The following is a 26,189-nucleotide window of genomic DNA, read 5'->3' on the forward strand; positions in this document are numbered from 1 at the left end:
ACAAGCCGGAGCGTGACCAAGTGACTGTGCACTTCATCGGCGCGGGGCCGGGTGCTGCCGACCTGATCACGGTGCGGGGTCGCGACCTGATCGCCGCCTCGCCGGTCTGCCTGTACGCCGGTGCGCTGGTCCCGGTGGAGTTGCTAGCGCACTGCCCGCCGGACGCGCGCAAGGTGGATACAGCCGACCTGACGCTGGACGAGATCATCGCGGAGCTCGTCGCGGCCGACGCGAAGGGCCAGGACGTGGCTCGGTTGCATTCGGGCGACCCGTCGGTGTTCAGCGCGATGGCCGAGCAGATGCGACGGCTCGACGCGCTCAAGGTCCCGTACGACGTGACCCCCGGCGTTCCGGCGTACGCGGCCGCGGCGGCCAGCCTCAACCGCGAGCTGACCGTGCCGGAAGTCGGGCAGACCGTCATCCTGACCCGGCTCCAAGGCCGTGCCACCGCGATGCCGCCCGGAGAGGACCTCGCCACGCTCGGCGCCAGCCGGGCCACGATCGTGCTGCATCTCGCCGTGAACAACATCGAGCAGGTAGTCGCCGAGCTGGTCCCCAACTACGGCACGGACTGCCCGGCCGCCGTCGTCGCCTGGGCCAGTCGCGACAACGAGGTGATTCTGCGCGGCACTTTGGCCGATATCGCGGCTCAGGTGGTTGCCGCGGGCATCCGCCGTACGGCCGTCATCATCGTCGGTAAGGTCCTGGCCGCCGAAGGCTTTACCGACAGTCACCTTTACTCCGCGGCCCGCGATCGCGCGTGAAGGTCCTGCTACTCGGGGGAACCGGCGAAGCGCGTGAGGTGGCGCGCCTGCTGGCCGACGAGCACGAGGTGGTTTCGTCGCTGGCCGGACGGGTGAAGGACCCCAAGCTGCCGGTAGGCCAGGTGCGCCACGGGGGCTTCGGAGGCGTCGAAGGCCTGGCCGCCTACCTCCGGGCCGAACGAGTGGATGCGCTGGTAGACGCGACTCATCCGTTTGCCGCGACTATGACGGCCCATGCCGCCCAAGCCGCGCGCGAGGTCGGCGTACCGCTCCTACTGGTACGACGACCCGGGTGGACCCCGCAACCCAGCGACACCTGGCACTGGGTGGACGACCTGGCAGAGGCTGCGCAGGCTTTACCGGGCGTAGGCACTAGAGCGTTCGTCACCACGGGCAGGCAAGGGCTCGCCGCATTCGCCGCGGCCGAGGGCAGGGTATGGATGCTCGCGCGGTGCGTGGAACCTCCTGAGCCCGTACCGGCTTGGTGCGAGCTGATCCTGGCCCGCGGGCCGTACAGCCTCCAGGACGAGTTGAACCTGCTGCAGGAACACCGGATCGACGTACTGGTCACGAAGGACAGCGGCGGCGGGATGACCGCAGCCAAGCTGGAGGCGGCTCGCGCGCTGGGAATACCTGTAGTGGTCGTACGACGTCCTAGCGTGCCGGAAGACGTAGAACTCGTCACAGAACCGGCCCAGGTCGTCGAATGGCTCCAGGGCCGTCGATAGACTCGCGAATCTCATGGGTATTCAGATCGCGCCGAGCATCCTGTCCGCCGACTTCGCCCGTCTCGCCGACGAGGCGCGGGCCGTCTCGCATGCCGACTGGCTGCACGTCGACGTGATGGACAATCACTTCGTTCCGAACCTCACCCTCGGCATGCCGGTGGTCGAGTCGCTCGCGAAGGCGACGGACCAGCCGCTGGACTGTCACCTGATGATCGAGGACCCGGACCGCTGGGCGCCGGGTTACGTCGAGGCGGGCGCGAGCAGCGTCACGTTCCACGTCGAGGCCTGCCGGGCGCCGATCCGGACCGCGCGGGAGATCCGGGCCAAGGGCGCGCGGGCGTCGATGGCGCTGCGCCCCGCGACGCCGATCGAGCCGTACGAGGACATCCTGGCCGAGCTGGACATGGTGCTGATCATGACCGTGGAACCGGGCTTCGGTGGCCAGAAGTTCCTTGACGTGTGCCTGCCGAAGATCCGCCGAACCCGCGAACTCGTCGCCAAGCACGGCCTGGACATCTGGATCCAGATCGACGGCGGGGTATCGGCCGAAACGATCGAGCGCTGCGCCGACGCGGGCGCGGACGTGTTCGTGGCCGGCTCGGCGGTCTACCAGGCCGACGACCCGAACGTGATGATCGACAAACTCCGCGACCTTGCCACCAACGCCAGCAAGCTCTAACCCAGCACGAGAGCACCCGCAGGAGACCACCGCCGCCGGTTCGAACCGACAGCAGGGAGATCACGATGACTGACGCGAAGCCGGTCGAGAGCTGGCTGACCGACATGGATGGCGTGCTGGTTCACGAGGAGCGCGCGATCCCCGGTGCCGGGGAGTTCATCGCGAAACTGCAGGACTCGGGCAAGCGGTTCCTGGTCCTGACGAACAACTCGATCTTCACGCCGCGCGACCTGCGGGCGCGACTGCTTGCCGGTGGCATCGATGTACCCGAGCACTCGATCTGGACGTCGGCTTTGGCCACCGCGCAGTTCCTCGACGACCAGCGCGCGGGTGGTACGGCGTACGTGATCGGCGAGGCGGGTCTGACCACGGCGTTGCACGAGGTCGGTTACGTGCTGACCGAGCGCAATCCGGACTACGTGGTGCTGGGGGAGACCCGGACGTACTCGTTCGAGGCGATCACCCGGGCGATCCGGCTGATCGCCGACGGCGCGCGGTTCATCGCGACCAACCCGGATCCGACCGGTCCGTCGGCCGAGGGACCGTTGCCCGCGACCGGTTCGGTGGCGGCGCTGATCACCCGGGCCACCGGCGTCGCGCCGTACTTCGTGGGCAAGCCGAATCCGCTGATGATGCGCAGCGCGCTGAACCAGATCGAGGCGCATTCCGAGACCACGGTGATGATCGGCGACCGGATGGACACCGACGTGATCAGCGGGCTGGAGGCGGGGCTGCGGACCATTCTCGTGCTCACCGGTTCGACCGGCAGCCACGAGGTGGACCGCTTCCCCTATCGTCCAACCCGCATCGTCGACTCCATCGCCGACGTCGTCCCCCTGATCTAAAGCACCTGGGAGAGGAATTGCTGTAGCCGGGGGGATTCCGCGGCGCTGAAGATCTGTGCAGGTGGGCCGGCCTCGACCACGACGCCGTGGTCCATGAACGCGACCTGGTCCGCGACCTCGCGGGCGAAGCCCATCTCGTGCGTGACCACCACCATCGTCATACCGGCCTTGGCGAGCTCGGCCATCAGCGCGAGCACGCCCTTGACCAGTTCCGGGTCGAGCGCCGAGGTGGCCTCGTCGAACAACATCACCTCGGGCTTCATCGCGAGCGCCCGGGCGATCGCGACCCGCTGCTGCTGACCACCCGAGAGGTTGCCCGGTCGCGCGGACGCCTTGTGCCGAAGGCCGACCAGATCGAGCTGGTGCTCGGCCGCGGCGACCGCCTCGTCCGGCGACAGCTTCTTGATCTTGCGCAACGGCAGGGTCAGGTTCTCCAGCACGCTCTTGTGCGGGAAGAGGTTGAAGTGCTGGAAGACCATGCCGATCCGGCGGCGCAACTCGTCCGGATTGCTGCGCAGGACGGATTGACCACCGAGCCGTACGTCGCCCGCGTCTGGTTCGAGCAGGCGGTTCGTCGTCCGCAAGAGGGTGGACTTGCCGGAGCCGGACGGCCCGATCACGCAGGCCGTCGTACCGGCGGGCACGGCGAGATCTACCCCGCGCAGTACCTTGTTGTTGCCGAAGGCAAGCTCGATCCCGGTGACCTCGAGACTGGCCGCTTGGTAGCTGTCAGGCACGGGCCGACTCCTCTTCCAGGACCGGGCGGCCTTCGCGCAGCCGCTTGTCGAAGTAGTTCACCAGATGGGTGAGCGGGATCGTGATGAGCAGGTAGAAAATGCCCGCCAGCAGCAACGGCGAGAGATTGCCGTTGGTCGCGGCGGCGTCCTGGCCGATCCGGAACAGCTCGCGCTGACTGGCGAGCAACCCGAGGAAGTAGACCAGGCTGGACTCCTTCACCAGCGCGATGAACTGGTTCACCAGCGCGGGCAGGACCCGTCGTACGCCTTGGGGAATGACGACCAGCCGCATGCCCGAGGTGTAGCTGAAGCCCAGCGCCCGGGCCGCCTCCAGTTGCCCCTTCTCGATGCTCTGGATGCCGGACCGGAAGATCTCACCGATATAGGCGGCCGCGATCAACGACAGCGCGAGAATTCCCAGCGGGTAGGGATTCGGGCCCCACCAGTGCCGGGTGATCGGCGAAAGGCCCTGACCGATCAGCAGGATGGTCAGGATGGCAGGCAGACCGCGGAAGATGTCGGTGTAGATCTTCGCGGGCCAGCGCAGCCAGCGGCGCCGCGACAGCCCCATCACCGCCACGATCATGCCGAGCACGGTGCCCAGCACGACCGAGGCGGCGGCGAGGATCAGGGTGTTGACCAGTCCCACCTTGAGCATTTCCGGCAGGACCAGCTTCATCGACTCCCAGTCGAGAAACGTGTCGCTGAGGGTAGACCAGATATCCATCAGCTCGAGTGCGCCGGCGGCGCGAACTTCACCGTACCGCTGCCGGGCTTGAACGACGGCGGTACGGCGCGGCCCGGGTAGTACTGCTCGACCAGCTTGGTCCAGGTGCCCTCGGCGATGACCTCGTCGAGGGCCTTGTTCACCGCTTCACGCAGCTTGTCGTTGCTCTTGGCAACCGCGTAGGCGGTTGGCGCCGAGCTGAGCTCCTTCGCGGCCAGGATGACGACGCCGCCGCCCTGCTCCTTGGCCATCTTCTCGCCGATTTCGGCCGGGGAGATCCACGCGTCGGCGGTGCCGGCCTTGAGCTGGCCGACCGCGGCGTTGTAGTTCGGCACGCGGACCGGGTTGAGGTTCTTCTGGGTGGCGTAGTCGTCCTGAACGGTGCCCTGGACAACAACCACGCGCTTGCCCGGGAGCTGGTCGAACGAGGTGATACCCGAGGTCTTGGTGGTGTTCAGACCGAGGTAGCCGAAGTCGTAGCCATTGCTGAAGGCAACCGTCTTCTTGCGCGCCGCGGTGATCGTGATGGAGGAGCTGCCGAGATCGAACTGGCCGCCGTTCACCTGTGAGAGCAGGGCGGAGAAGTCGGTGCCGACGAACTCGGGCTTCAGGTTGAGCTTGGCGGCGACCGCGGTGATCAGGTCGTTGTCGAAGCCGGTGAACTTGCCGTCCTTGACGTACACGTTCGGCGGGGCGTCGGTGAGCGTGCCGATCCGCAGTGTGCCGGCCTGCAGCAGCCCGAGGTCAGGACCGTCGGTGGCGGGCTGGTCGTCGCCACCGCAGGCGGCGAGGCTCACGGCCAGGGTGATGGCGGTGCCGAGGGCGGCGAGCTTACGGAAGGCGCTGATGGCGCGCACGGGGATCTCCTTAGGTGCAGCGGGCAACGATCGTGGGGGTGACCCACACCTCGACGCTAACGCCGCCCGGCCGGGCCTCATTCCGCGCGAGCGGCGAATGAGACAACGCCCGAAAGTCCACCGCTCCTGTGCTATATCATCCCCACCGTAGAAGTCGCTGAGAGCCCGGTGCCGCGCCCAACAGGCACCCGGTCTGTGTCTCGGGGTGTGACCTGGGTCGTGGCGCGATTGCGGACTAGTGGCACACTGAAGGTACGAGTGAACCCACTCGCGTGCTCCGGGGTCGGTGTAATTCCGAGCCGGCGGTTATAGTCCGCGACCCGGTCGATGCGGTTTGTCGGCCGGTTGACCTGGTGGAATTCCAGGACCGACGGTGAAAGTCCGGATGGGAGGCGCACGCGATCGGCGGGTGCGTCTCGCGTGTGTCCGGAGGTCTGCCCGGATTCAGGTGAACGCGCGCGCCGGTTGTCACGACCCCGAGAGCTCGACCGTGACAACGAGGGACCGCCGTTCATGAGTTCCACCTCGCCGATCGACGTCGCGTGGATGCGCCGCGCCGTCGAACTCGCCGCGCGCGGTATCGGCAGCACCCATCCCAATCCCGTCGTCGGTTGTGTTATCACCGCCCGTGACGGCCATCCCGTCGGCGAAGGCTGGCACGCCGTGACGGGTGGCCCGCACGCCGAGGTCGGCGCCCTGCGGATGGCGGGTAACCGCGCCCGCGGCGGGACGGCGTACGTGACGCTTGAGCCGTGCAACCACACCGGCCGTACCGGGCCGTGCGCGCAGGCCCTGGTCGAGGCCGGTATCGCCCGCGTCGTGTACGCCGTACCCGACCCGAACCCGCAAGCCGCGGGCGGAGCGTCGTACCTGGTGGAGCACGGGGTCGAGGTCGAATCCGGCGTGCTGAGCGGGGAGGCCGAGGCCGGGAACGGGATCTGGCTGCACGCGGTTCGCACCGGAAGGCCGTTCGTCACCTGGAAGTTCGCCACCACGCTCGATGGGCGTAGCGCCGCCAAGGACGGTTCGAGCAAGTGGATCACCGGTACGGCGGCCCGCGCCGACGTCCACCGCCTGCGCGCGACGTGCGACGCCATCGCGGTCGGCACCCAGACCGTGTTCGACGACGACCCCGAGCTGACCGTGCGGGACGAGTTCGACGTACCCGTCGAGCGGCAGCCGCTGCGGGTGGTCGTCGGCGACCGCGAAATACCGGAGACGGCCCGGGTGCGGAACCCGCAGGCCGAAACGCTGCTGCTGCCCACGCATGACCCGGCCGAGGTCCTTCGCCAGCTCGCGGATCGCCAGATCCGGCACCTGTGGCTCGAAGGCGGCCCGACCCTGGCCGCCGCCTTCGTACGAGCGGGTCTGGTCGACCGGATCGTCACGTACGTCGCCCCGGCGCTGCTCGGCTCGGGTCGTTCCGCGGTTGGTGACCTGGGCGCGGAATCGATCGCGGACCTGCGGCGCTTCAGTCTTTCGGATGTCACCCGCCTCGGCGACGACGTCCGGCTCACGCTTTCCCCCGTAAGCCAGCACGCACAGTCCCCTGCACGAACTGATTTAAGGACGGTCTGAATGTTCACCGGAATCGTCGAAGAACTAGGCACGGTCGAGGCCTTCGAACTGCTGGAGGGCGACGCCGCCCGGCTACGGATCGCCGGCCCGACCGTGACGTCCGACGCGGGCCATGGCGACTCGATCGCGGTGAACGGCTGTTGCCTGACCGTGGTGGCGGTCGACGGTGAGACCTTCACCGCCGACGTGATGCGCGAGACCCTGCTGCGGACCAGCCTCGGCTCGGTCCAGCGCGGCTCCCGGGTCAACCTGGAACGCGCCGTCACCGCGCACTCCCGGCTCGGCGGCCACATCGTGCAGGGTCACGTCGACGGCGTCGGCACGATCGTGTCGCGCGAGCCGTCCACGCACTGGGAGAACGTCCGGATCGCGGCCGTTCCGCAGATCCTCAAGTACATCGCCGAGAAGGGCTCGATCACCGTCGACGGGGTCTCGCTGACCGTCACCGACGTCGACGACGAGTCCGGCACCTTCGGCATCAGCCTGATCCCGACCACGCTCGAGCTCACCGTGCTCGGCCGCAACCAGGTCGGCGACGTGGTGAACCTCGAGGTCGACGTGATCGCCAAGTACGTCGAGCGTCTGCTTGCCGGAGGCAAGGAATGAACTTCTTCAGCTGGCTGCTGCACGAGCAGGTGACGATCGCCGGATCGCCCGTGCTGGTGCGCGAGATCGTCGGCAACGTGTTCGGCCTGGGCAGCGCGTTGTTCGGCATGCGCCGGATGGTCGCGGCCTGGCCGGTCGGGGTGATCGGTAACGTTCTGCTGTTCACCGTGTTCGTCGGCGGCATGTTCGACAACCCGCAGGACAAGGATCTGTGGGGCCAGGCCGGCCGCCAGGTCTTCTTCGCGATCGTCAGCCTCTACGGCTGGTACCGCTGGTACCACAACCGCCACTCGGCCGGTACCGATGGGCACGGCGTGCAGCCGCGCTGGGCCACCAACCGCGAGCGGCTGGAACTGTTCGGCGCCGCGGTGATCCTGTACGGCGTGAGCTACTTCGTACTGAAGGAGCTCGGTTCCTGGGGCCCGCAGTGGGACGCGTGGATCCTGACCGGATCGATTCTCGCCACCTACGGTATGGCCCGCGGCTGGGTCGAGTTCTGGCTGATCTGGATCGCGGTGGACGTCGTCGGCGTACCGCTGCTGCTCAAGGCCAAGTTCTACCCGTCGGCCGTCATGTACATCGTGTACGGCGTCTTCTGCGTGATCGGATTCGCCGCCTGGTGGCGGATCCAGCGCCAGTCGCAGACCGCCGAGCCGCAGCCGGTAAGTACTGGAAAGGTGAGCTGACATGGGTGAGGTACTGAAGCTCGACACCATCGAGCACGCGATCGACGAGATCCGCGCGGGCCGCCCGATCATCGTGGTGGACGACGAGGATCGCGAGAACGAAGGCGATCTGATCTTCGCCGCGTCCAAGGCCACTCCGGAACTGCTGGCCTTCCTGATCCGGTACAGCTCGGGCGTGGTCTGCGTGCCGATGGAGGCCGCCGAACTGGACCGCCTCGGCATTCCGCTGATGACGCCGCACAACCGGGAGCGCCTGCGTACGGCGTACACGATCTCGGTGGACGCGCGCGACGGCGTGACCACGGGTATCTCCGCCGCCGACCGGGCCCGGACCATCCGGGTGCTGGCGGATTCGGCCTCCGAGTCGTACGACCTGGTGCAGCCCGGGCATATCTTCCCGCTGCGCGGTCGCGAGGGCGGCGTACTGGTTCGTCCGGGTCATACCGAGGCCTCGCTCGACTTGACCCGGCTCGCCGGGCTCGGCACGACCGCGGTGATCGCCGAACTGGTGAACGACGACGGCACGATGAAACGTGGTCCCGAACTGCGCGAGTTCGCCGACGAGCACGGGCTGGTGCTCGTCTCGATCGAGGACCTGATCAAGTATCGGCGCCGTACCGAGACACAGATCGAGCGGGTCGCCACAACACGGCTGCCCACCCGGTACGGCGATTTCGTCGCGCACGGCTATCGCAACACCGTCGACGGATCGGAGCAACTCGCCCTGGTTCGCGGTGACATCGGAACCGGGCCGGTACTGGTTCGCCTGCACTCGGAGTGCCTGACCGGCGACGCCTTCGGTTCGCTGCGCTGCGACTGCGGCCCGCAGCTGGACGAGGCGATGCGCCAGATCGCCTCGGCAGGCGGCGTGATCGTCTACCTGCGCGGGCACGAGGGCCGGGGGATCGGCCTGCTGCACAAACTGCGGGCCTACGAACTGCAGGACGCGGGCCGCGACACGGTGGACGCCAACCTCGACCTCGGGCTGCCGGCCGACGCGCGCGATTACGGCACGGGCGCGCAGATCCTCGCGGATCTGGGCGTCACGTCGGTGCGGTTGCTGACCAACAATCCGGAGAAGATGGCCGGTGTGCAGGGGCACGGCATCGAGGTGGTCGAGCGCCTGGGCATTCACATCGATCCGACCGAGCACAACCTGCGGTACCTGAGCACCAAACGCGACCGGATGGGCCATCACCTGCCCGGCGCTGCCCCCCTCATCGACGAGAACGGAGCCGGCTGATGTCCGGAAGTGGCGCACCGACCATCGAAACCCCGCGGGCTGAGGGCCTGCGCGTCGCGGTCATCGCGGCGCAGTGGCACCCGCTGATCACCGACTCCCTGGTCGCCGGGAGCGAGCGGGCCCTGGCGGAGGCCGGCGTCACCGATCACAAGGTCGTCCGGGTGCCGGGCTCGTTCGAGCTGCCCGTCGCGGCGTTGCACGCGGCCCGCAGCGGGTACGACGCGGTGGTCGCGCTCGGCGTGGTGATCCGCGGCGACACCCCGCACTTCGAGTACGTCTGCCAGGCCGCGACCGAAGGCCTCATGCAGGTCTCGGTGACCACGGGCGTGCCGGTCGGATTCGGCCTGCTGACCTGTGACAACGACCCGCAGGCCCTCGATCGCGCGGGCCTGCCGGACAGCCGTGAGGACAAGGGCTACGAAGCCGCCCAGGCCGCGCTCATCTCGGCCCTGGCTATCCGCTCACTCTGAAATTCGTGGGCCCCGGTTGTTGCCCGGGGCCCACGAGTTCTAGCGGCGGAAGGTGGTTCGCCAGTTGGCCTCCCAGGTCTGGCCGCCGTCGGTGGAGAACGACTGCTCCCACGTCGGCGCCGGACCGTTCTTGCGCCAGTGGAACCGGACCTCGATCGGTACCCCGTTGTGCTCGTCCGGCCCGTAGAACAGACCATTGCCCTCGGCATCGAACTTGCCGACCACCGGGGTGTCCAGCTTTCCGCGCAAGCTGTTGATCCAGTAGATCGACCACTCCTTGGCGATCGGGTCGAACGTCCGGAACGTCAGGCCCTTGAACCCGAGGCTCGGCAGCACCCCCTCGTCCACGCTGACGGCGCCGTCGAAGTACGTCCAGCCGGTCAGCGTGCTGGAGAACTCGTACCACTCGGTGCTACCGGTCAACGGCTCGCGCAGCCGCTGGTGTTCACCCTGCCAAACGCCGTTGAGGAACTCGAAGTCGTCCGTGACCTTCGGTAGGCCCAGCGGCTCCGGCGCATCGTCTCGCCGGGTGAACTCCATCACCCAGTTCGTCTCCCAGGTCTCCCCGTTGTCCACGGAGAATGCCTGCTGCCATTTCGCCGTACGCTCGGTGACGTCGGACCACACGTAGCTCGCGAGCACCGGGCGGCCCTCGTGCTCGTCCTCGCCGACGAGCCAGCAGCTGTCACCATCCCACCGCCCCCGGACCGGCGGCTGGGTCTTGCCGGTTTTGCTGTTGATCCAGTAGATCGTCCAGTCCTTCTCGACCGGATCGAACAACCGCAGCGACATGCCGTACGCCCCCTTGGAGGGGAACGTCACCTGGTCGATGCTGACCGCGCCGTCGAAAAGGATCCGCGCGTGGCAGGTTCCGGTGTATTCCTCCCAATCGTCACTCCCCGTCAACGGGTTCTTCAGTTGGCGGTGCGCGACGTCGAAATGCCCGGTGAAGAAATCGAAGTCGCCGGTGATCTTCGCGGGCTGGGCTGCGGTGGTTGCGGTAGTGGTGTCTGTGCTCATGGATTGAGCTTGACGCCTATACCTGACAGCGAATGGCAGTCTTTCCGGCTAATCTCGAACCATGCGGTCCAGTCGGCTCCTCTCGATCCTCCTGCTGCTCCAGACCCGCCACCGGCTGACGGCGCGCGAACTGGCAGACGAGCTCGAGGTCTCCCTGCGCACGGTGTACCGCGACGTCGAGGCCCTCGCCGCCGCCGGAGTTCCCGTGTACGCCGAACAAGGCCGCGCCGGGGGATACCGCCTGGTCGACGGCTATCGCACTCGCCTGACAGGCCTGACCGAACAGGAAGCCGCCTCGCTGTTCCTGGTCGGTATGCCCGGGCCTGCGGCAGCACTCGGGTTGACCCGGCCCGCGGCCGCCGCCGAGTTGAAGCTGCTCGCGGCGCTGGCGCCGGACCAGCGGGATCAGGCCGGACGGCTGAAGGATCGGTTCTACCTGGACATGCCGGCTTGGTATCGGCAGGCCGAGGATTCACCGTTCCTGGCGGAGTTGGCGGAAGCGGTTCTGCAGGATCGTCGCGTGCGTGTGCTGTACCGGCGTTGGGAGGCACCTCGCGAGGTCGAACGCGTCTTGGAGCCGTACGGTCTGGTGCTCAAGAGCGGGAGTTGGTACGTCGTTTCAGGTACGGGGAAATCCGGCTTCCGGACGTACCGGGTGTCGAATGTGTTGTCACTGACGCCTACCGACGAGGTGTTCGAACGCGAGCCCGGCTTCGATCTGGCGACGCATTGGCAGGCGCATCTCGATGACTTCGAGGCTCGGAGGTTTACCGGAACTGCGCTTGTGCGGATCTCGCCCGGGTTGTTGCGACGGCTTTCGGATCTGTCGGCGACGTTGTTGCTTCGGGCCGTTGGCGAGAGTGGCTCCACTCCTGATGAGGAGGGGTGGGTGACGGCGGAGGTGCCGATCGAGTCGGTGGGGAACGCGGCTGAGCAGTTGATTCGGTACGGCGCGGGGTTGGAGGTTCTGGCGCCGGAATCGCTGCGGGGCAAGCTGGCGGAGATTGCGGGGGAGTTGGTTGGGATGTATTCGTCCGGGGGAGTGATTGATTCTGTGGGGTGGTTTCGGTTGGCACCGGTCCCCGGGATGTCGCGCACGCTCTGAGTCGGGCCACCGCGCTTCGACCAGGTGGTTGACGGCCCAACTGGCGGTCCAGGCGGCCGGGCGGGCGGTCCCGATGGACCAGCGGGGGTCCGGTCCAGCCGACTACCGATTTTTTGTACGACTACCCGGCTGCAACCGGGTAGCGGTCAAACAACTCGGCAGCGGCCACCCCAAATCCGGGTAGCGGAGCGAAACCCCGGTAGCCGCCCCGAGCCCCGGCGACCGCGCGGCCCAAACCACCACATCGGGCCCGTCCAGAGTCCACATCGCGCCCGTCCAGAGTCCACATCGCGCCCATCCGGAGCGCGGTCATCCGAGCCCATCAACGCCGACGGCCGAGGACCCCGGGTTCGAAGGCCATCGACACCGGCACCGGGCAGTCCTGCGAGTGGCCAGCCATCCCGCCGGTGGGTTACCACCCCGGAATCCGAGGTGGTAACCCACCTCGCGAGTGGCCAGCCACTCCCACGATCGGCATGCGCAGCACCCGGTCGCGCATCGGCCTGGATCGGGGGAGATCGCGCTGCAGCGAGCGGATCACGGCGACTATTTCAGGGGTCGACATGTGAAGTCGGGGGTCGACTCGTCAAGTTTCGAACGCCGACCCCCCAGTTGACACGCCGACCCGCGAAACTTCCAGGCGATAACCCGCCGACGAGCGGCCGACCCCGTCGATTCGGCCCATCGGCCGCATCGACCAACCACCCGACCCCCGCGGGACCACCCGACGCAACCGGCCAGACCCCACCCGTCCCCCTGATAGCCCGCTGCACTCGGTCGGTTCGGGCCGGGTCAAGGGCGCGAACGCGTCGGCGCAGCCGATTCCAACCCTTGACGCGGTCCGGACCGACCTGACAATTCGCAAGACTCAGGGGGACGGGTGCAACGAACCACCCGCCGACACACACTCCGGCCGGACCTCAACCCGCCGACGCACAACACGGTCGGCCCCACCCGCAGTGGCACCACGCGGCCGCCCTCCCGCAGGGACTACGCGGCCGTTTCCCGAGGTGTACGACCACCCTGGTACGACGGCACGGCTGAAGGTGCTCGGGGAGGTGGCGAAGGAGCTCGGGATGACGCCGGGACAGGTCGTACTCGCCTGGTTGTTGCCGTCGATCAAGGCCATCATCGGCGCGAGCAGTCGGGCCCAACTGGACGAGGCCCTCACCGCGGGCAAGCTCGAACTCACCGACGACCAGCGCACCCGCCTCGACGCCGCCCACTGACGGACTACGACACGGTGGCCAGCGCCGGACCATGACACGGTGGCCAACGCCGGACCATGACACGGTGGCCAGCGCCGGACCATGACACGGTGGCCAGCGCCGGACCATGACACGGTGGCCAGCGCCGGACCATGACACGGCGGCCAGCGCCGGACCGTGACACGGTGGCCAGCGCCGGAGCACCACGTGGCCCCGAGCGTCGGCATTCCCGGAAAGGTAGGTTTCGGGGATGCCTTTGCAGCACCTTGCCGGACGGGTTTGGCTCTGGCCGCATGATCCGGATCCGGATGCGATTCGCGGCTGTGTCGCGGTGATCGCCGACGATCGGGGCAGCGTGATCGTGGATGCCGGCAATTCGCCGGACCAGGCCCGCCGGATCCAGCAGGCCATCGCGGCCGAACAGCTGCCGGCGCCACGTTGGCTGACGTACACGCATAACCACTGGGACCACACCTGGGGCGCCTGCGCCTGGGAAGACGTCGAGATCGTCGCGCACTCCGCCGCGACCGCCATCCTCGAGAGGGAGGCGGCCCGCCCGTGGAGCCACGCCTACCTCCGCGACCAGGTCGCCGCGAATCCGAAACTTGGCCCGAGCTTCCGGGCGAGAGCCCTGGCGATGGCGGATTGGACCGGTTTCAAGGTCGTACCGCCGCACCGCACGTTCGACGGCACCCTGACGTTGCCGACCGGCGTACGGCTCGAACATGTCGGCGGCAGTCACGCGCCCGACTCCCTGATCGTCATCGATGACGAGTCGAGCGTGGCGCTGCTGGGCGACTGCTTCTACCCGCCGCCGTTCCACGAACGCGAGGGTGACGAGAGCACGGATTTCGCCATGGTCCGGCGCCTGATGAAAACCGGACTGGAGTGGTATGTGGACGCCCACTCAGCGCCCCGGCGGATGGCCGGTAGGCTGAGCGGGCGATGAAGACCTTTGACGAACTCTTTGCCGAGCTGGGTGAGAAGGCGCTGACGCGACCGGAGGGATCCGGCACCGTGGCAGCGCTGGATGCCGGCGTGCATACGATCGGCAAGAAGCTGGTCGAGGAAGCCGCCGAATCCTGGATGGCCGCCGAGCACGAGGGTAAGGAGCGGGCCGCCGAGGAGCTGTCCCAGCTGCTGTACCACGCCCAGGTGATGATGCACGCGCTGGGACTGAGCCTCGACGACGTGTACCGACATCTGTAGCAGTGCCGCTACAGATCCCGGTTCATCTCATTCGAAAGGCCGATCCATGCTGCGCGTCGCAGTGCCGAACAAAGGCTCGCTGAGCGAAGCCGCCATCGACATCCTGACCGAGGCCGGATACCGGCAGCGCCGTTCCACCAAGGACCTCGCGCTGACCGATCCGGACAACGAGGTCGAGTTCTACTACCTGCGCCCCAAAGACATCGCCGTGTACGTCGGGCTGGGCACGCTGGACGTGGGGATCTCCGGCCGTGACCTGGTGCTCGACTCGCACGCCGAGGCCGAGGTCATCGTCGAGCTCGGCTTCGGCCGGTCCACCTTCCGGTTCGCGGGTCCGCCCGGCGTGGCCGGTTCGGTGAAGGACCTCGGTGGCAAGCGCATCGCCACGTCGTACGCCGGAGTCCTGGCCGACCACCTCGCGGAGAACGGGGTCGAGGCCCAGGTGGTCCGGCTCGACGGCGCGGTCGAGTCCGCCGTACAGCTGGGTGTCGCCGATGTGATCGCGGACGTGGTCGAGACCGGGACCACGCTGCGGCAGGCCGGGCTGGAGGTCTTCGGTGAGCCGATTCTCAAGTCCGAGGCCGTGCTGATCACGCGCAACGGTGTGACCGAACCGCCCAAGGGCCTGGAGCAGCTCGTGCGCCGGTTGCAGGGCGTTCTGGTCGCGCGCAACTACGTGATGATGGACTACGACATCCGCGCCGAGGCGGTCGAGAAGGCCAACGCGCTCACGCCCGGCCTGGAGTCGCCGACGGTATCGCCGCTACATCGGGAAGGCTGGGTCGCCGTCCGCGCGATGGTGCCCCGGGCCGACGCACAGCGGATCATGGACCAGCTCTGGGAGGTCGGCGCCCGCGCCATCCTCACCACGGACATTCACGCATGCCGGATCTGATGGCCAAGACCGTGGCACCCCTGTGGCAGTTCCGCGCGCGGGTGCTCGCGGTGATGTCCGCGATGCTGACGGCCTCGATGGTGTCGGTGTTCGGCGTGATCTGGATACGGCTGTCGGACGAGATCAAGGAGACGTTCACGCTGTTCCAGCGGCTGACGTTGCTCTTTTTCGCCGGCATCGTGCTGTGGGGGCTGTACCGGATGGCCACGGTTCGCGTTGCGGCGTACGAGGACGGCCTGGCGGTGCGCAACGTCTTCAAGTCGTACCGGCTGAAGTGGAGCGACATCTCCGTACTACGGCTCAGCCCGGGTGATGCCTGGTTGCAGGTGTTCGATCAGGAGGGCACGCGCCTCGGAGTGCTCGCAGTGCAGACTTCGGACGGCCCGCGGGCCCGCGAAGCGGCGAAGGATCTCGCTCGCATCGCGAAGGCCCACGGCGCCGGCCGGACCTGATCAGGCCACGCGGTACGACGTGCTGTGGCGGTCGCCCGGCGCCAGCACGATGACGTCCTCGCCGGTGACGAAGGCGTTCGGCGGGCAGGTCATCGGCTCGACCGCGACACCGGCCCGATCGATGGCGTTCGCGGAGTAGAGCTGCAGCCAGCGGGTGTCCGAGGTGAGCGCCACCGAGCGGTCGGACGACGGATCGGTCAGCCGCACGGTCCACTCGTCCGGCAGGTCCGTGAAAGCGTTGTCGATGAACAGGTCGCCAACCACCCGGCCCGTGCTGAAGTCGAACGGCGTGCCCGCAACGTCCTCCACGCCTCGCGGCAGGAGCCGGTCGGGATCGACATCGACCCGCTTGCCGGCGGTGAAGGACAGCTCGCACTCGTCGAGCCGACGGCCCACGGTCAGATAGGGATGCGTGCCAAAGCCGTACGGCGCGTTGGTGGTGCCGATGTTCGTCGCGGTGGCCTCGACCGCGAGGCCCTCGGCCGAGACCTCGTAGCGGATCGAGAAGTCCAGCTGGTGGCGGTACCCGGGTTCGCCGTACAGGCGGTAACCGACCACGCAGACGGCCTCGCTCGAACCGTCGTCCAGCCGGGACCAGGAGGCCCATCGGGTGAGGCCGTGAATGGCGTTGTGCTTGTCCGGTTCGGTGAGGGAGAGCTGCTCGTCAGTGCCTTCGAAGGTGTAGCGGCCGTCGGCGATCCGGTTGGGCCAGGGCAGCAGTTGCTGGCCGATTCCCGCGTGGGCGCTCTCGTTCTCGCCGTACCCGATCAGGACGTCGGTACCGTCCCGGGTGAGGCTGCGGACTCCACCGCCTACCTCGACGATGGTGGCGGTGTATTCGCCCGAGCTGATGGTCCACTGGCGTCCAGACGGAGAGGTCATGCGGTCAGCTTAGTTGTCCCTTTAAGTACAAGTTCCGCCTCGGTGCCCGGTCCGGCGCCGTCGACGATCAGGTCGGCCCGGTCGCGGGTGGCCTCGGTCGCGAAGTAGTCGCGTTCCCAGCGCATCCACTCCAGCCAGCGGTCCCGCATCGCCTCGCCGTCGCGCTCGATCCCGCGGTCCAGGCGCAGGGCGTTACCGGTCTCGACCCAGATCCGCAGGGACGGCCAGGGCTCGACGCCACGGTTGGCCGAGGTGACTCCTTCAACGATCAACAGCTCCACCGTGGCCGGGACCAGGTGGACCTCCGCGTACGCGCCGGCTTGCCAGTCGTACCGGCGGTAGCGGCCCTCGAGCCCCTTGGCCAGGCGCGCCAGCACGTGGTCCCGTAGCAGGGCGAATCCCTGCTCGGCGCCGTCCCAGCCGGCGTACAGGTCGTCCATGTGCACGACCTGCACCCGCAGGCCACGGCCTTCGGCGGTCTGGGCCAGTCGCCCGGCGACGGTGGTCTTACCCGAGCCGGCCGGGCCGTCGATGCAGATCAGCCGGGTGGCGCCGAGCGCCGGGGGACTGGCCAGCACCTGGTCGAGGAGCCGGCCGTAGGTGATCGTCTTAGTTGATTCCATGGCGCTTCAGGATGTCCTCGATCTCGTCGAACTCCTCCGAGGTCTCCGCCTTCTTGCCCGGCTTCGAGGCCTTGGGAGCTCTGGCCGGCTGAGCCGAGGCGGTCTGCGGCAACTGGCCGGTGGCGGCTTTGGGGGAGTCCTTGGTGGCGGCCTTCGGCGCGGTCCGGCCCTTCACGAAGCCGGACACCACGAACAGCACGACCGAGACGCCGAACAGCGCGATACCGGCCCAGACGGTCGGGGAGAAGATCAGCTGGGTGACCCAGTCGACGGACGCCTTGACCACGTCCCAGAGCAGCTCCAGCAGGTTGGTCAGGTAGAGGGCGACCGGCAGCAGGGACCAGGCCACGCCGCGAATCCCGGCGTTCAGGCCGCGACGGCGCCAGGCCGCCCAGCTGGCGATCAGCCCGATCAGGGTCAGGCCCACGCAGAGTGGCAGCAGCGTCAGATCGTTGAAGTCAGGCACATACCCAGGCTTGCACAGGTCCGGCCGGAACCAAGCCGGGAACAGCCCTGACGCCACCCTGAATCACCCGCCGGGGACAATGACAGGGTGGAACCCAAGCGGCAGTTGGCCTTCACCGGATTCGAGCACGACGACGGCACGGCCGATCCCGCGCTGGCGGCGGCCCTCGCGGCCGGAGCGCCCGGGCCGATCCTGGCCGCGCTGACCAAGGCCCGCCTGCTCGTACCGGTCGTGGCCCTGCTCGGCGAGGTGGAGTACGACGAAAACGGTCTGGCCCACGACAAGACCTCCGATATGGCCGTCGCGCTCCTGCAAGGCCAGGACGGCCGGAAGGCGCTGCTCGCGTTCACCGGTACCGAGAGCCTGCGTCGGTGGAGCCCCGAGGCCCGGCCGATGCCGACCCAAACCGCGCTGGCCGCCACCGCCGCCGTACAAGAAGGCGCCGACGCCATCGTGGTCGACCTGGCCGGCCCCGCGTCGTACGTCATCGAGGGCGACGACGTACGACGCCTCGCCTCCGGGCAGCAGGTGCTTCGCCTGGAGGACGGCAGCTTCGCCTGGGCGCAGTCAGTCCCGGCCGACGGAGATGCCGACCGGACCTGAGACGCGCGCGGCCACCCATTCGCGGTGGAAGGCGCTGCCCGGCGCGACCTCGTCCCGTCGTTCCGGCTCGGCCAGTAGATCGACCGGGGCCTGCAGCGTTCGCTCGGGCTTGACCGGCTCCGGATGCGGGCCCGCGATGATCTCCGCGATGGCCTCGGCCGCCGGTTTACGCCGGTGGTCGACCGTGAAGAGGCCCAGGTCGTACTCGCGATCCGGGAAATCGGCCAGCGAGCGATCGATGTCGTGCGACGACCACCACGTGACGCCCCAGAGCGCGGGATTCGTCAGTACGTGCGCGAGGGTCTGCCGTACGAAGGTGGCGGCGTCACCCGGCGGCACATCCGGCTCCGGTACGCCGATCTCCTGGAGCCAGACCGGCCGATCCGGGTCCAGCGCGGTGGCGGCGGCCAGCTCCACCAGGTAGTCCGCGTGCGAGATCGTGGCGGGCCCGAGTGGTCCGTCGATTCGGGACACCCCGTTGAAGACCCAGGAATGAACCGTCGTCAGGTCACCCATTTCGACCGCCTCGGCCGGCGTGAACGGGTGATCCGGCTTGTACCAGGCGTCGTCGAAGACCGAGTGCAGACAGAGCTTGTCCGGCGCTGCCGCCCGGGCCGTCTCGAGTAGCTCGCGCGCCCAGTCGTACGACGCGGCCGCGGTGGTGGTATTCGTGGGCCAGAGGTTGTTCACCTCGTTGCCCAGGGTCAGCGCGAAGACGTTGTCCCGGGTGCCGACGGCCCGCGCGAGCGTGTCGACGTACTGCGTGAGGCCGTCGCGGACCAGGCGGTCCTCGAACAGGCTGCGCTGATGCCAGGTCAGGGCCCAGGACGGCAGGAAGTCGTAGCTGGACAGGTGGCCCTGGATGAAGTCGACCGAAACCGCCAGACCGAACTCCGCCGCGGCGTCGATCGTGTCCAGCAGGTCGTCGATCGGCCGCTGCCGCACGATCGCCCGGTTCGGCTGGATCCACGGCCAGATCGGGAACACCCGGACGTGGTCGAGGCCGAGGCCGGCCAGGTCCTCGAAATCGCGCCGGACGTCGTCGCCGGAGTAGTCCAGCCAGCTGTAGAACCAGCCGCGCGACGGCACGTAGTTGGCGCCGAAGCGGGGCGCGGGCGGCGTACCGGTCGGGCCGGTGATCGGATCGGGGCGCATTCGAGGATGCTAAAGCGATTTAGTCAAGACCGCCAGTCAGTCTCATTCCGCCGGCGGTGCCGTGCTCTCCCGAACGGTCAGCACCGGCGTCGCGGTCTTGCGGTTGATCACCGTGGTCGGGTCCGCCAGGACGGCGAGCAGCACCTCCGCGGCCTGCCGGCCGAAGTCGAAGGTGTCGCGGGACAGCGCGGTCAGGGCCGGGTGCATCAACTGGGTCAGCACCGAGTCGTCGAACGCGACCAGCGACAGCTCGCCCGGCACGGACACACCCATCTCCATCGCCACCCCGAGCCCGGCGACCGCCATCACGTCACTGTCGTAGACGATCGCGGTCGGCCGCTTCGCACCGGACAGCAGCTTGCGCGTGGTCGCGGCCCCCTCGGCGTCGCTGAAGTCGGTCGGCAGTGAGACGACGTCCAGCCCAAGGCGCGGTACGACGTCGCGGATCGCCCGGATCCGGCGCTGGGTGTGCTGGAAATTCGGCGTACCGGCTACGTGCGCGATGCGGCGGTGGCCGAGCGCGGCCAGGTACTCCACGATCGACAGCATCGCCTCGCGGTCGTCGGCCCACACCGACGGCAGGCTGCCGCGGCCACCTCGGCCGCCGATCACCACGGTCGGAATCGCCAGTTCGCGCAGGAGGTCGACGCGCGGGTCCTTCACGGTCAGGTCGACCAGCACGATGCCGTCGACGCGGTGCTCGGAGGCCCAGCGCCGGTACACCTCGATCTCGGCGGCGGTGTCCTCGACGATCAGCAGCTGTAGCGAGATCGAGCGCGCGGACAGGCCCGACTGCAGGCCGGAGAGCAGTTGCGCGAAAAACGGCTCGACCCCGAGCGTGCGGGCCGGCCGGGCGATCACCAGGCCGATCGAGTCCGCCCGGGAACCACCGAGCGCCCGCGCGGCGCTGTGTGGCCGCCAGTGCATCTGGTCGGCGATCTCGAGGATGCGCGCGCGGGTGGCTTCGCTCACCCCGGGCCGTCCGTTCAGCGCGAACGAGACCGCGCCCTTGGACACCCCGGCGCGGTCGGCGATGTCCGCGATCGTCGGTCTGGCCATGGCCCCTCCTAAGCGTCCTGTGCTGGGCATTGCTTCGCCCCGGTGACGCGGCGTTGCTCTTGACAGCGGATTCTACGGGGTGGATAGTCCGGGAACTAGACCGGTTTATCTGTTCAGGAGAATTCGATGTCAAAGCGTCTGACTTCAGCGGCCGCCCTGGTGGCCACCGCCGCACTTTCCCTGTCCGGCTGCGGGCTCGGCGGCGGCGAATCCGCAGGAGAGAGCAAGCCGACCGTCTCCACCGGCGCCGAGGTGAAGGGCGAGGTCAGCCTGCAGACCTGGGCGCTGAAGCCGAAGTTCACGACGTACGTCGAAGGCGTGATCAAGGCTTTCGAGGCGAAGTACCCGGGCACCAAGGTGACCTGGCTGGACCAGCCCGGTGACGGCTACGACAAGAAGGTGCTCAGCCAGGCCTCCGCCGGGCAGTTGCCGGACGTGGTGAACCTGCCGCCGGACTTCGCGCTGCCGCTGGCCAAGCAGAACCTGCTGCTCGACGTCGCCGCGGCCGACCCGGATCTGGGCAAGGACTACGTCGAAGGTGGTGTCGCGGCGTACCAGTTCCAGGGCCAGGACGGCACCTTCGGCTACCCCTGGTACCTCAACACCGACATCAACTACTGGAACTCGGCGAAGTTCGCGGCGGCCGGCCTGGACGTGAAGAACCCGCCGAAGACGTTCGACGAGCTGCTCGCCGCGGCCAAGGTGATGCACGACAAGTCGAACGGCCGCGAGTACCTGATGAGCCGCTTGCCGGGCATCGGTGACCTCACCAACGCCGGGGTCAAGATCCTGTCCGACGACGGCAAGAGCTTCGTGTTCAACACCCCCGAGGCCGCCGCGCTGCTGGACAAGTACCGCGACGCCTACCAGGCCGGTTACCTGCCGAAGGGCATCCTGACCCAGGAGTACCTCGGCAACTCCAAGCTCTTCACCGAGGGCAAGGTGGCGTGGACGACCGGTGGCGGTAACGCGATCCAGGACTTCGTCAAGGACAACCCGTCGCTGAAGGGCAAGGTCGTGCCCTCGCCCGCGCTGGACACCCCCGCGCTGTACGTGCAGGGGCTGTCGGTTTCGGCCAAGACCAAGAACCAGGCCGCGGCGATCGCGCTCGCCCGGTTCGTCACCAACGCCGAGAACCAGGCCGCCTTCGCGAAGATCGTGAACATCTTCCCGTCCACCAAGGCCTCCGCGAGCGACCCGTACTTCTCCAAGAGCGACGGCACGCCGGAAAGCGAAGCGAAGGTGCTCGCGTTCGAGTCGCTGGCCAAGGCGAAGCCGCTGCAGCCCGCCATCATCAGCGGTGCCACCAACGACTTCATCAACCAGCAGATCTCGCTCGCGATCGCCGGCAAGGTGAGTTCGAAGCAGGCCCTCGACGCGGCCGTCGCAAAGGCGAACCAGTTGCTCAAGCAGTAGTCCTCGTTGTTCCTTCGTTCCTGGAAGTAGGCAATGCGCTCCCACCGCTGGTTCTCACCCTGGCTGCTGGTTCTGCCCGCGTTCGTCTGGTTGCTGGTGTTCAGCCTGTGGCCGTCGATCAACACGGTCATCCTGTCGTTCACCAATGCCCGCCCCCTTGGCGGCGGTCAGTTCGTCGGCCTGGCGAACTTCCGTGCCCTGCTGGAAGACGAGCAGCTCCGGTACGCCCTGATCAACAGCGTCGTCTACATGCTGGTGTGCCTGCCGCTGCTGACGATCCTGCCGCTGCTGATCGCCGTACTGGTGGAGAAGAAGCTGCCCGGAATCACGTTCTTCCGGACGGTCTTCTACACGCCGGTAGTGGCCTCGGCGGTGGTGGTCGCGCTGATTTGGACTTGGCTGCTCGACGAGCGCGGGCTGGTCAACGGCCTGGCGGAGAAGCTCGGCTTCATCCAGGGGCCCTTGCCGTTCCTGAGTGACCAGTGGCTGCTGTTGTTCAGCGCGATCAGCCTGACGGTCTGGAAGGGCCTTGGCTACTACATGATCATCTACCTGGCCGCACTGGGGAACGTCGGCCGCGAGCTGCACGAGGCGGCCGCGGTCGACGGAGCCAGCGCGTTCCGGCGGTTCATCAACATCACCATTCCCGGTGTGCGCGGCACGATGATCCTGATCGCGATCCTCATCTCGGTATCGGCGCTGCGGATCTTCTCCGAACTGTTCATCCTCAGCGGCGGTACCGGTGGCCCGGGCGGCCGGGACAGCTCGGTGGTGATGCTGATCCAGCAGTACAGCCAGGGCTTCGAGGGCAACCTCGGTTATGCCTCCGCGCTGTCGATCGTGCTGTTCTTCGTCACCGTCGTACCGATGCTGGTGCTGGCCCGGATCAACCAGAAGGCGGCGGACGCATGAGCATCGTGACCGACCCCGCGCGGCCCATCGACGTACCCGATGCCGCTGACGCACCCTCTGAGCGCCGGGGGCGTCGTTCCGGCGGTGGCTTCAACAAGATCACGTGGCAGGAGCTGGTGCTGCGCTACGTGCTGCTGGTGTTCGTCCTGATCATCACGGTCGGCCCCTTCCTGTGGCAGCTGTCCACCTCGTTGAAGGGCTCGGGGGAGGACATCTACACCCGGATCCCGAAGCTCCTGCCGTCGGAACCGACGTTCGACCACTACCAGGCGGTCGCCGACACCATCCCGGTGTGGGACTACGCCGGCAACTCCCTGTTCGTCGCCGCACTCGTTGTCAGCGGCAACGTCATCGGCGCTTCGCTGGCCGGGTTCGCGCTGGCCCGGCTGCAGTACCGCGGGCGCAAGCTCGTGCTCGGTCTGTTCCTCGCCACGCTGATCCTGCCCGGCGAGGTCACGATCATCTCCCAGTACGTGACGGTGCGGGAGTTCGGTCTGGCGAACACCCTGTTCGGGGTGGCGCTGCCCGGCATGATCGGCACGCTGAACGTACTGCTGATGTACAACGCGTTCCGGGTGGTGCCGCAGGAGATCGACCAGGCCGCGATCGTCGACGGCGCGAACGTCTGGCAGCGCTTCCTGTACATCGGTTTGCCCAGCGTGCGCGGCACCCTCAGCGTGGTCGCGATCTTCGCCTTCATCGGCGCCTGGGACGACTTCCTCTGGCCGCTGATCGTGCTCACCGATCCCGACAAGTACACCCTGACGGTCGGCCTGCAGTACCTGAGCGGCACCTTCAGCAACAACCCCCGGCTGATCGCCGCGGGCACGATGATCGCGTTCATTCCGATCGTGATCGTGTTCGGCACCCTGCAGCGGTTCTTCTTCAAGGGCGTTGAGGAGGGCGCCGTCAAGGGCTAGAACCGCGCCTGTTTCGACCATCCATCCGCCCGAAGTTTCGGTTGGTTCGAAGTCAAAGGAGCACCAATGTTTCGTGAGGCAATCACCGCGCTGGCCGTCACGGCCCTCGCCGGTGCCGCGCTGACCGCCCCCGCCGCTGCGGTTGTGAGTCCGGCCGCTGCACCGGTCTCGGCTGTTGCCGACAGCAAGCGTGTGGTCGTGTACTACCAAACGCAGTACCTGAACAACGTGTACGTGTCGCCCAAGCCGATGACCGACAACAACACCGGCGTCACCGACGTACTGGTCGGCGCGATCCACCTCAACAGCGATGGCAGTACGCACCTGAACGACCACCCGCCGGGCGATCCGCGGTACAACCAGATGTGGACCGACCTGAAGGCCATGCAGGCCAAAGGCGTGCACGTGCTGGGCATGGTGGGAGGCGCCGCGCAGGGTACGTTCCAGCGCCTGCAGAACGACTTCGCGACGTACTACCCGCGGCTGAAGAACGTCATCACGACGTACGGCCTGGACGGGGTGGATCTCGACGTCGAGGAGACCATGTCCCAGGCCGCGATCAACCGGCTGATCGACCAGTTGACCACCGACTTCGGCACCGATTTCATCATCACGCTGGCCCCGGTCGCGACGGCCTTGTCCGGCGGTGGCAACCTCTCGGGCTTCAACTACGAAACGCTCGAGCGTGAGCGTGGTACCAAGATCGACTGGTACAACGCGCAGTTCTACTGCGGCTGGGGCTCGATGGCCAACACCACCGGGTACGACAACATCATCAACCGCGGTCTGTTCACCCCGAACAAGGTCGTCGCCGGCGTCGTCACGAACTCGGCGAACTGCGGCGGCTACGTCCCACTCGCCACGCTGAAGAACACCCTCGGCGCCCTCGTCGCGAAGTACCCGAATTTCGGCGGCGTCGACGGCTGGGAGTACTTCAACTCCGACCCAGGCGGTACGGCGGCACCCTGGCGCTGGGCCGCCGAAATGACCTCCGCGATGTCCGGCGGCAGTACCGGCCCAGCCAACCTCGCGCTGAATAAGCCCGCCACTGGCTCAACCCCGTGCACGTCGACCGAAGGCCCTGCGAAGGCCGTCAACGGAACCGTCTCTGGTGGCAACACGGACAAGTTCTGCTCGCTGGCGTCGTCGAAGTTCCTGCGCATCGACCTAGGCGCCCCGACGTCCCTGCGCTCGATCGAGATCTCCCACGCGGGCGCCGGCGGCGAGTCCACCGCCTACAACACCCGCGCCTTCACCATCCAGGCCTCGAACGACGCCACCACCTGGACCACCCCGGTCACCGTCACCGCGAACACCGCCTCAGTCACCACCCACCCGGTAGCCCTGACCACCCGCTACCTCCGCATCACCATCACCACCCCCACCCAAACCACCGACCCCGCCACCCGCCTCTACGAGGTAAAAGCCTTCGCCTAACCAGCTCACGCCTTCTGCTTGACCAGACCAGGGGTGCCGCCCAATCCGGTGGGCGGTACCCCGACCTTTGCTCCCGACCTTTTTGCTCCCGGCCTTTGGTCCTTCCACTGCGGCAGTCGTCGCCCTGTTCCGTGGTGTGATCCCGCGATGGACCTGCGCGCACTCGAAGACCAGCTCACCGGAAGCCGCATCGTGCGAGTGGCGCACCGCCCCCACGAGATCCGCGTTCGCCTCCTGCGTCCGACCGACCCCTCGATCTGGCTGTGCCTCGAACCAGCCGGCACCGCAACCGTCGACGTACTCCTACCCGACGCGACCATCACCGGTGCCTCGGCGGAGGAGTCAGACGGCCGAGTACGGATCCAACTGTTGTCCGCCGATGGCGTCGCCCTCACCGCCATCGCCGACTCGTGGAGCTGGCACCCGTACGACCGCGACGAAGGCCTCTGGAACCTCGCCGACGACGAAAAGGCCGCCGTACGCCGAGCCGTCGAGGCAGTGGTAGCCCGCGACGCAGCCTCCCTGGCCCCGATGCTGCCGCCGGACTGGACCCAGCCGGCCGAGGACTTCTGGATGTGGGCCATCGACAGTGACGACGTCCCGGTCAACCTGCTGCTCCCACCCCCGCCCTTCGACGACTGGGAAGGCTCGGTACTGCGCCTGCCGGCGGACACCGAGGTCGTCATCGACTTCCTCAACGCCGACGACCCCACCCAACTCATCGACCTGACCCTCGAACTGACCCTGACCCGCACCCCCGACGGCGCCCTCCACACCCACGTCCACAACCTCCACACCCTGTGACCCACTCACCCGCGCCAGCTGCCGACTTTTTGCGCGACTACCTGGTTGCAGAGCCTGTTGCGTTTTGGGTGTGGCGCGGGTTGCTGGGTGGGTTCGGGGTGTT

General features: G+C 67.7%; 30 protein-coding genes and 1 riboswitch. Of the genes, 21 read left to right on the forward strand and 9 right to left on the reverse strand.

The genetic code is table 11. The features are described 5' to 3' along the window. Positions 1-20 precede the first annotated feature (20 nt). The 4 genes from cobM to ACFFGN_RS22625 all read left to right on the forward strand — a co-directional run bounded on the left by cobM (position 21) and on the right by ACFFGN_RS22625 (position 3,016). The gene (cobM, locus tag ACFFGN_RS22610) at positions 21-764 is read left to right on the forward strand and encodes a precorrin-4 C(11)-methyltransferase (protein ID WP_380050974.1); all 744 of its coding nucleotides are present in this window, start codon (positions 21-23) and stop codon (positions 762-764) included. After that, the gene (locus ACFFGN_RS22615) at positions 761-1,492 is read left to right on the forward strand and encodes a cobalt-precorrin-6A reductase (RefSeq protein WP_380050976.1); all 732 of its coding nucleotides are present in this window, start codon (positions 761-763) and stop codon (positions 1,490-1,492) included. Before cobM ends, ACFFGN_RS22615 begins: the two co-directional genes overlap by 4 nt. Positions 1,493-1,505: 13 nt before the next feature. Next, entirely contained in the window at positions 1,506-2,171 is a 666-nt protein-coding gene (gene rpe / locus ACFFGN_RS22620) for a ribulose-phosphate 3-epimerase (RefSeq protein WP_380050978.1), read from the forward strand. Positions 2,172-2,236: 65 nt separating this feature from the next. Continuing rightward, a complete protein-coding gene (locus ACFFGN_RS22625) occupies positions 2,237-3,016 on the forward strand; it encodes an HAD-IIA family hydrolase (protein ID WP_380050980.1) in 780 nt (259 codons plus the stop codon). Here the strand turns inward: ACFFGN_RS22625 and ACFFGN_RS22630 are convergent. From ACFFGN_RS22630 to ACFFGN_RS22640, 3 genes are read right to left on the reverse strand one after another with little or no spacing between them, the layout of a single operon-like run. Then, on the reverse strand, positions 3,013-3,753 hold the full coding sequence (locus ACFFGN_RS22630; protein WP_380050982.1) for an amino acid ABC transporter ATP-binding protein: 741 nt from the start codon (positions 3,751-3,753) through the stop codon (positions 3,013-3,015). The genes ACFFGN_RS22625 and ACFFGN_RS22630 overlap by 4 nt on opposite strands. Next, positions 3,746-4,480 carry an amino acid ABC transporter permease gene (locus tag ACFFGN_RS22635; RefSeq protein ID WP_380050984.1) on the reverse strand — a complete coding sequence of 245 codons (735 nt, stop codon included), beginning with the start codon at positions 4,478-4,480 and terminating at the stop codon, positions 3,746-3,748. Before ACFFGN_RS22635 ends, ACFFGN_RS22630 begins: the two co-directional genes overlap by 8 nt. Further along, positions 4,480-5,337 (reverse strand): ABC transporter substrate-binding protein, encoded by an 858-nt coding sequence (locus tag ACFFGN_RS22640; protein WP_380050986.1) that lies wholly within the window; start codon positions 5,335-5,337, stop codon positions 4,480-4,482. The genes ACFFGN_RS22635 and ACFFGN_RS22640 overlap by 1 nt, the downstream gene beginning before the upstream one ends. A gap of 269 nt (positions 5,338-5,606) precedes the next feature. Beyond that, positions 5,607-5,738: riboswitch (FMN riboswitch) on the forward strand. Between the two features lie 112 nt (positions 5,739-5,850). Between ACFFGN_RS22640 and ribD the strand changes: the two genes are divergently transcribed. From ribD to ribH, 5 genes are read left to right on the forward strand one after another with little or no spacing between them, the layout of a single operon-like run. After that, positions 5,851-6,915 (forward strand): bifunctional diaminohydroxyphosphoribosylaminopyrimidine deaminase/5-amino-6-(5-phosphoribosylamino)uracil reductase RibD, encoded by a 1,065-nt coding sequence (gene ribD / locus ACFFGN_RS22645; RefSeq protein WP_380050988.1) that lies wholly within the window; start codon positions 5,851-5,853, stop codon positions 6,913-6,915. Further along, positions 6,916-7,521 carry a riboflavin synthase gene (locus ACFFGN_RS22650; RefSeq protein WP_380050990.1) on the forward strand — a complete coding sequence of 202 codons (606 nt, stop codon included), beginning with the start codon at positions 6,916-6,918 and terminating at the stop codon, positions 7,519-7,521. It abuts the gene before it with no gap. Then, the gene (gene pnuC / locus ACFFGN_RS22655) at positions 7,518-8,207 is read left to right on the forward strand and encodes a nicotinamide riboside transporter PnuC (RefSeq protein WP_380050992.1); all 690 of its coding nucleotides are present in this window, start codon (positions 7,518-7,520) and stop codon (positions 8,205-8,207) included. The genes ACFFGN_RS22650 and pnuC overlap by 4 nt, the downstream gene beginning before the upstream one ends. Before the next feature lies 1 nt (position 8,208). Continuing rightward, on the forward strand, positions 8,209-9,450 hold the full coding sequence (locus ACFFGN_RS22660) for a bifunctional 3,4-dihydroxy-2-butanone-4-phosphate synthase/GTP cyclohydrolase II (RefSeq protein ID WP_380050994.1): 1,242 nt from the start codon (positions 8,209-8,211) through the stop codon (positions 9,448-9,450). After that, complete coding sequence (gene ribH / locus ACFFGN_RS22665; RefSeq protein ID WP_380050996.1) at positions 9,450-9,920, forward strand: 6,7-dimethyl-8-ribityllumazine synthase; 471 nt, start codon at positions 9,450-9,452, stop codon at positions 9,918-9,920. Before ACFFGN_RS22660 ends, ribH begins: the two co-directional genes overlap by 1 nt. 39 nt (positions 9,921-9,959) lie before the next feature. Here ribH and ACFFGN_RS22670 read toward each other — a convergent pair whose 3' ends face one another. Next, complete coding sequence (locus tag ACFFGN_RS22670; protein ID WP_380050998.1) at positions 9,960-10,940, reverse strand: hypothetical protein; 981 nt, start codon at positions 10,938-10,940, stop codon at positions 9,960-9,962. 61 nt (positions 10,941-11,001) lie between these two features. Between ACFFGN_RS22670 and ACFFGN_RS22675 the strand changes: the two genes are divergently transcribed. The 6 genes from ACFFGN_RS22675 (at position 11,002) to ACFFGN_RS22700 (ending at position 15,809) form a co-directional block, all read left to right on the forward strand. Beyond that, positions 11,002-12,045 (forward strand): helix-turn-helix transcriptional regulator, encoded by a 1,044-nt coding sequence (locus ACFFGN_RS22675; protein ID WP_380051000.1) that lies wholly within the window; start codon positions 11,002-11,004, stop codon positions 12,043-12,045. A gap of 959 nt (positions 12,046-13,004) precedes the next feature. Continuing rightward, positions 13,005-13,274, forward strand: a complete 270-nt coding sequence (locus ACFFGN_RS22680; RefSeq protein WP_380051002.1) for an aldo/keto reductase — start codon at positions 13,005-13,007, stop codon at positions 13,272-13,274. 229 nt (positions 13,275-13,503) lie between these two features. Further along, positions 13,504-14,202 (forward strand): MBL fold metallo-hydrolase, encoded by a 699-nt coding sequence (locus ACFFGN_RS22685; protein ID WP_380051004.1) that lies wholly within the window; start codon positions 13,504-13,506, stop codon positions 14,200-14,202. Further along, on the forward strand, positions 14,199-14,462 hold the full coding sequence (locus tag ACFFGN_RS22690; protein ID WP_020390973.1) for a phosphoribosyl-ATP diphosphatase: 264 nt from the start codon (positions 14,199-14,201) through the stop codon (positions 14,460-14,462). The genes ACFFGN_RS22685 and ACFFGN_RS22690 overlap by 4 nt, the downstream gene beginning before the upstream one ends. A 46-nt stretch (positions 14,463-14,508) precedes the next feature. Continuing rightward, entirely contained in the window at positions 14,509-15,357 is an 849-nt protein-coding gene (gene hisG, locus ACFFGN_RS22695) for an ATP phosphoribosyltransferase (RefSeq protein WP_380051007.1), read from the forward strand. Beyond that, a complete protein-coding gene (locus ACFFGN_RS22700; RefSeq protein WP_380051009.1) occupies positions 15,345-15,809 on the forward strand; it encodes a PH domain-containing protein in 465 nt (154 codons plus the stop codon). Before hisG ends, ACFFGN_RS22700 begins: the two co-directional genes overlap by 13 nt. Here the strand turns inward: ACFFGN_RS22700 and ACFFGN_RS22705 are convergent, their stop codons facing one another. From ACFFGN_RS22705 to ACFFGN_RS22715, 3 genes are read right to left on the reverse strand one after another with little or no spacing between them, the layout of a single operon-like run. Next, a complete protein-coding gene (locus ACFFGN_RS22705) occupies positions 15,810-16,691 on the reverse strand; it encodes an aldose 1-epimerase family protein (RefSeq protein ID WP_380051011.1) in 882 nt (293 codons plus the stop codon). It abuts the gene before it with no gap. Continuing rightward, on the reverse strand, positions 16,688-17,314 hold the full coding sequence (locus ACFFGN_RS22710) for a uridine kinase family protein (RefSeq protein ID WP_380051013.1): 627 nt from the start codon (positions 17,312-17,314) through the stop codon (positions 16,688-16,690). The genes ACFFGN_RS22705 and ACFFGN_RS22710 overlap by 4 nt, the downstream gene beginning before the upstream one ends. Next, entirely contained in the window at positions 17,301-17,780 is a 480-nt protein-coding gene (locus ACFFGN_RS22715) for a hypothetical protein (RefSeq protein WP_380051015.1), read from the reverse strand. Before ACFFGN_RS22715 ends, ACFFGN_RS22710 begins: the two co-directional genes overlap by 14 nt. A gap of 87 nt (positions 17,781-17,867) precedes the next feature. On the opposite strand from ACFFGN_RS22715, the gene ACFFGN_RS22720 reads away from it, so the two are divergent. Then, positions 17,868-18,383 carry an SseB family protein gene (locus tag ACFFGN_RS22720; RefSeq protein ID WP_380051017.1) on the forward strand — a complete coding sequence of 172 codons (516 nt, stop codon included), beginning with the start codon at positions 17,868-17,870 and terminating at the stop codon, positions 18,381-18,383. Here ACFFGN_RS22720 and ACFFGN_RS22725 read toward each other — a convergent pair. Next, a complete protein-coding gene (locus ACFFGN_RS22725) occupies positions 18,348-19,538 on the reverse strand; it encodes a glycoside hydrolase 5 family protein (protein WP_380051019.1) in 1,191 nt (396 codons plus the stop codon). The genes ACFFGN_RS22720 and ACFFGN_RS22725 overlap by 36 nt on opposite strands. A gap of 42 nt (positions 19,539-19,580) precedes the next feature. Continuing rightward, positions 19,581-20,597, reverse strand: coding sequence for a LacI family DNA-binding transcriptional regulator (locus ACFFGN_RS22730; protein WP_380051021.1), 1,017 nt, complete (start codon positions 20,595-20,597; stop codon positions 19,581-19,583). Positions 20,598-20,723: 126 nt separating this feature from the next. Here ACFFGN_RS22730 and ACFFGN_RS22735 point away from each other — a divergent pair, with 126 nt between their 5' ends. From ACFFGN_RS22735 to ACFFGN_RS22755, 5 genes are all read left to right on the forward strand, one after another. Beyond that, positions 20,724-22,013: an ABC transporter substrate-binding protein gene (locus tag ACFFGN_RS22735; RefSeq protein WP_380051023.1), complete on the forward strand. Its 1,290-nt coding sequence runs from the start codon at positions 20,724-20,726 to the stop codon at positions 22,011-22,013. A gap of 33 nt (positions 22,014-22,046) precedes the next feature. Further along, complete coding sequence (locus ACFFGN_RS22740; protein WP_380051025.1) at positions 22,047-22,925, forward strand: carbohydrate ABC transporter permease; 879 nt, start codon at positions 22,047-22,049, stop codon at positions 22,923-22,925. Continuing rightward, entirely contained in the window at positions 22,922-23,845 is a 924-nt protein-coding gene (locus tag ACFFGN_RS22745) for a carbohydrate ABC transporter permease (protein ID WP_380051027.1), read from the forward strand. The genes ACFFGN_RS22740 and ACFFGN_RS22745 overlap by 4 nt, the downstream gene beginning before the upstream one ends. A 66-nt stretch (positions 23,846-23,911) precedes the next feature. Beyond that, on the forward strand, positions 23,912-25,282 hold the full coding sequence (locus tag ACFFGN_RS22750) for a discoidin domain-containing protein (protein ID WP_380051029.1): 1,371 nt from the start codon (positions 23,912-23,914) through the stop codon (positions 25,280-25,282). Positions 25,283-25,429: 147 nt separating this feature from the next. Then, a complete protein-coding gene (locus tag ACFFGN_RS22755) occupies positions 25,430-26,086 on the forward strand; it encodes a hypothetical protein (RefSeq protein ID WP_380051031.1) in 657 nt (218 codons plus the stop codon). Positions 26,087-26,189 lie beyond the last annotated feature (103 nt).

The sequence above is a fragment of the Kribbella deserti genome (assembly GCF_042434725.1).
GTDB classification, from domain to species: domain Bacteria; phylum Actinomycetota; class Actinomycetes; order Propionibacteriales; family Kribbellaceae; genus Kribbella; species Kribbella deserti.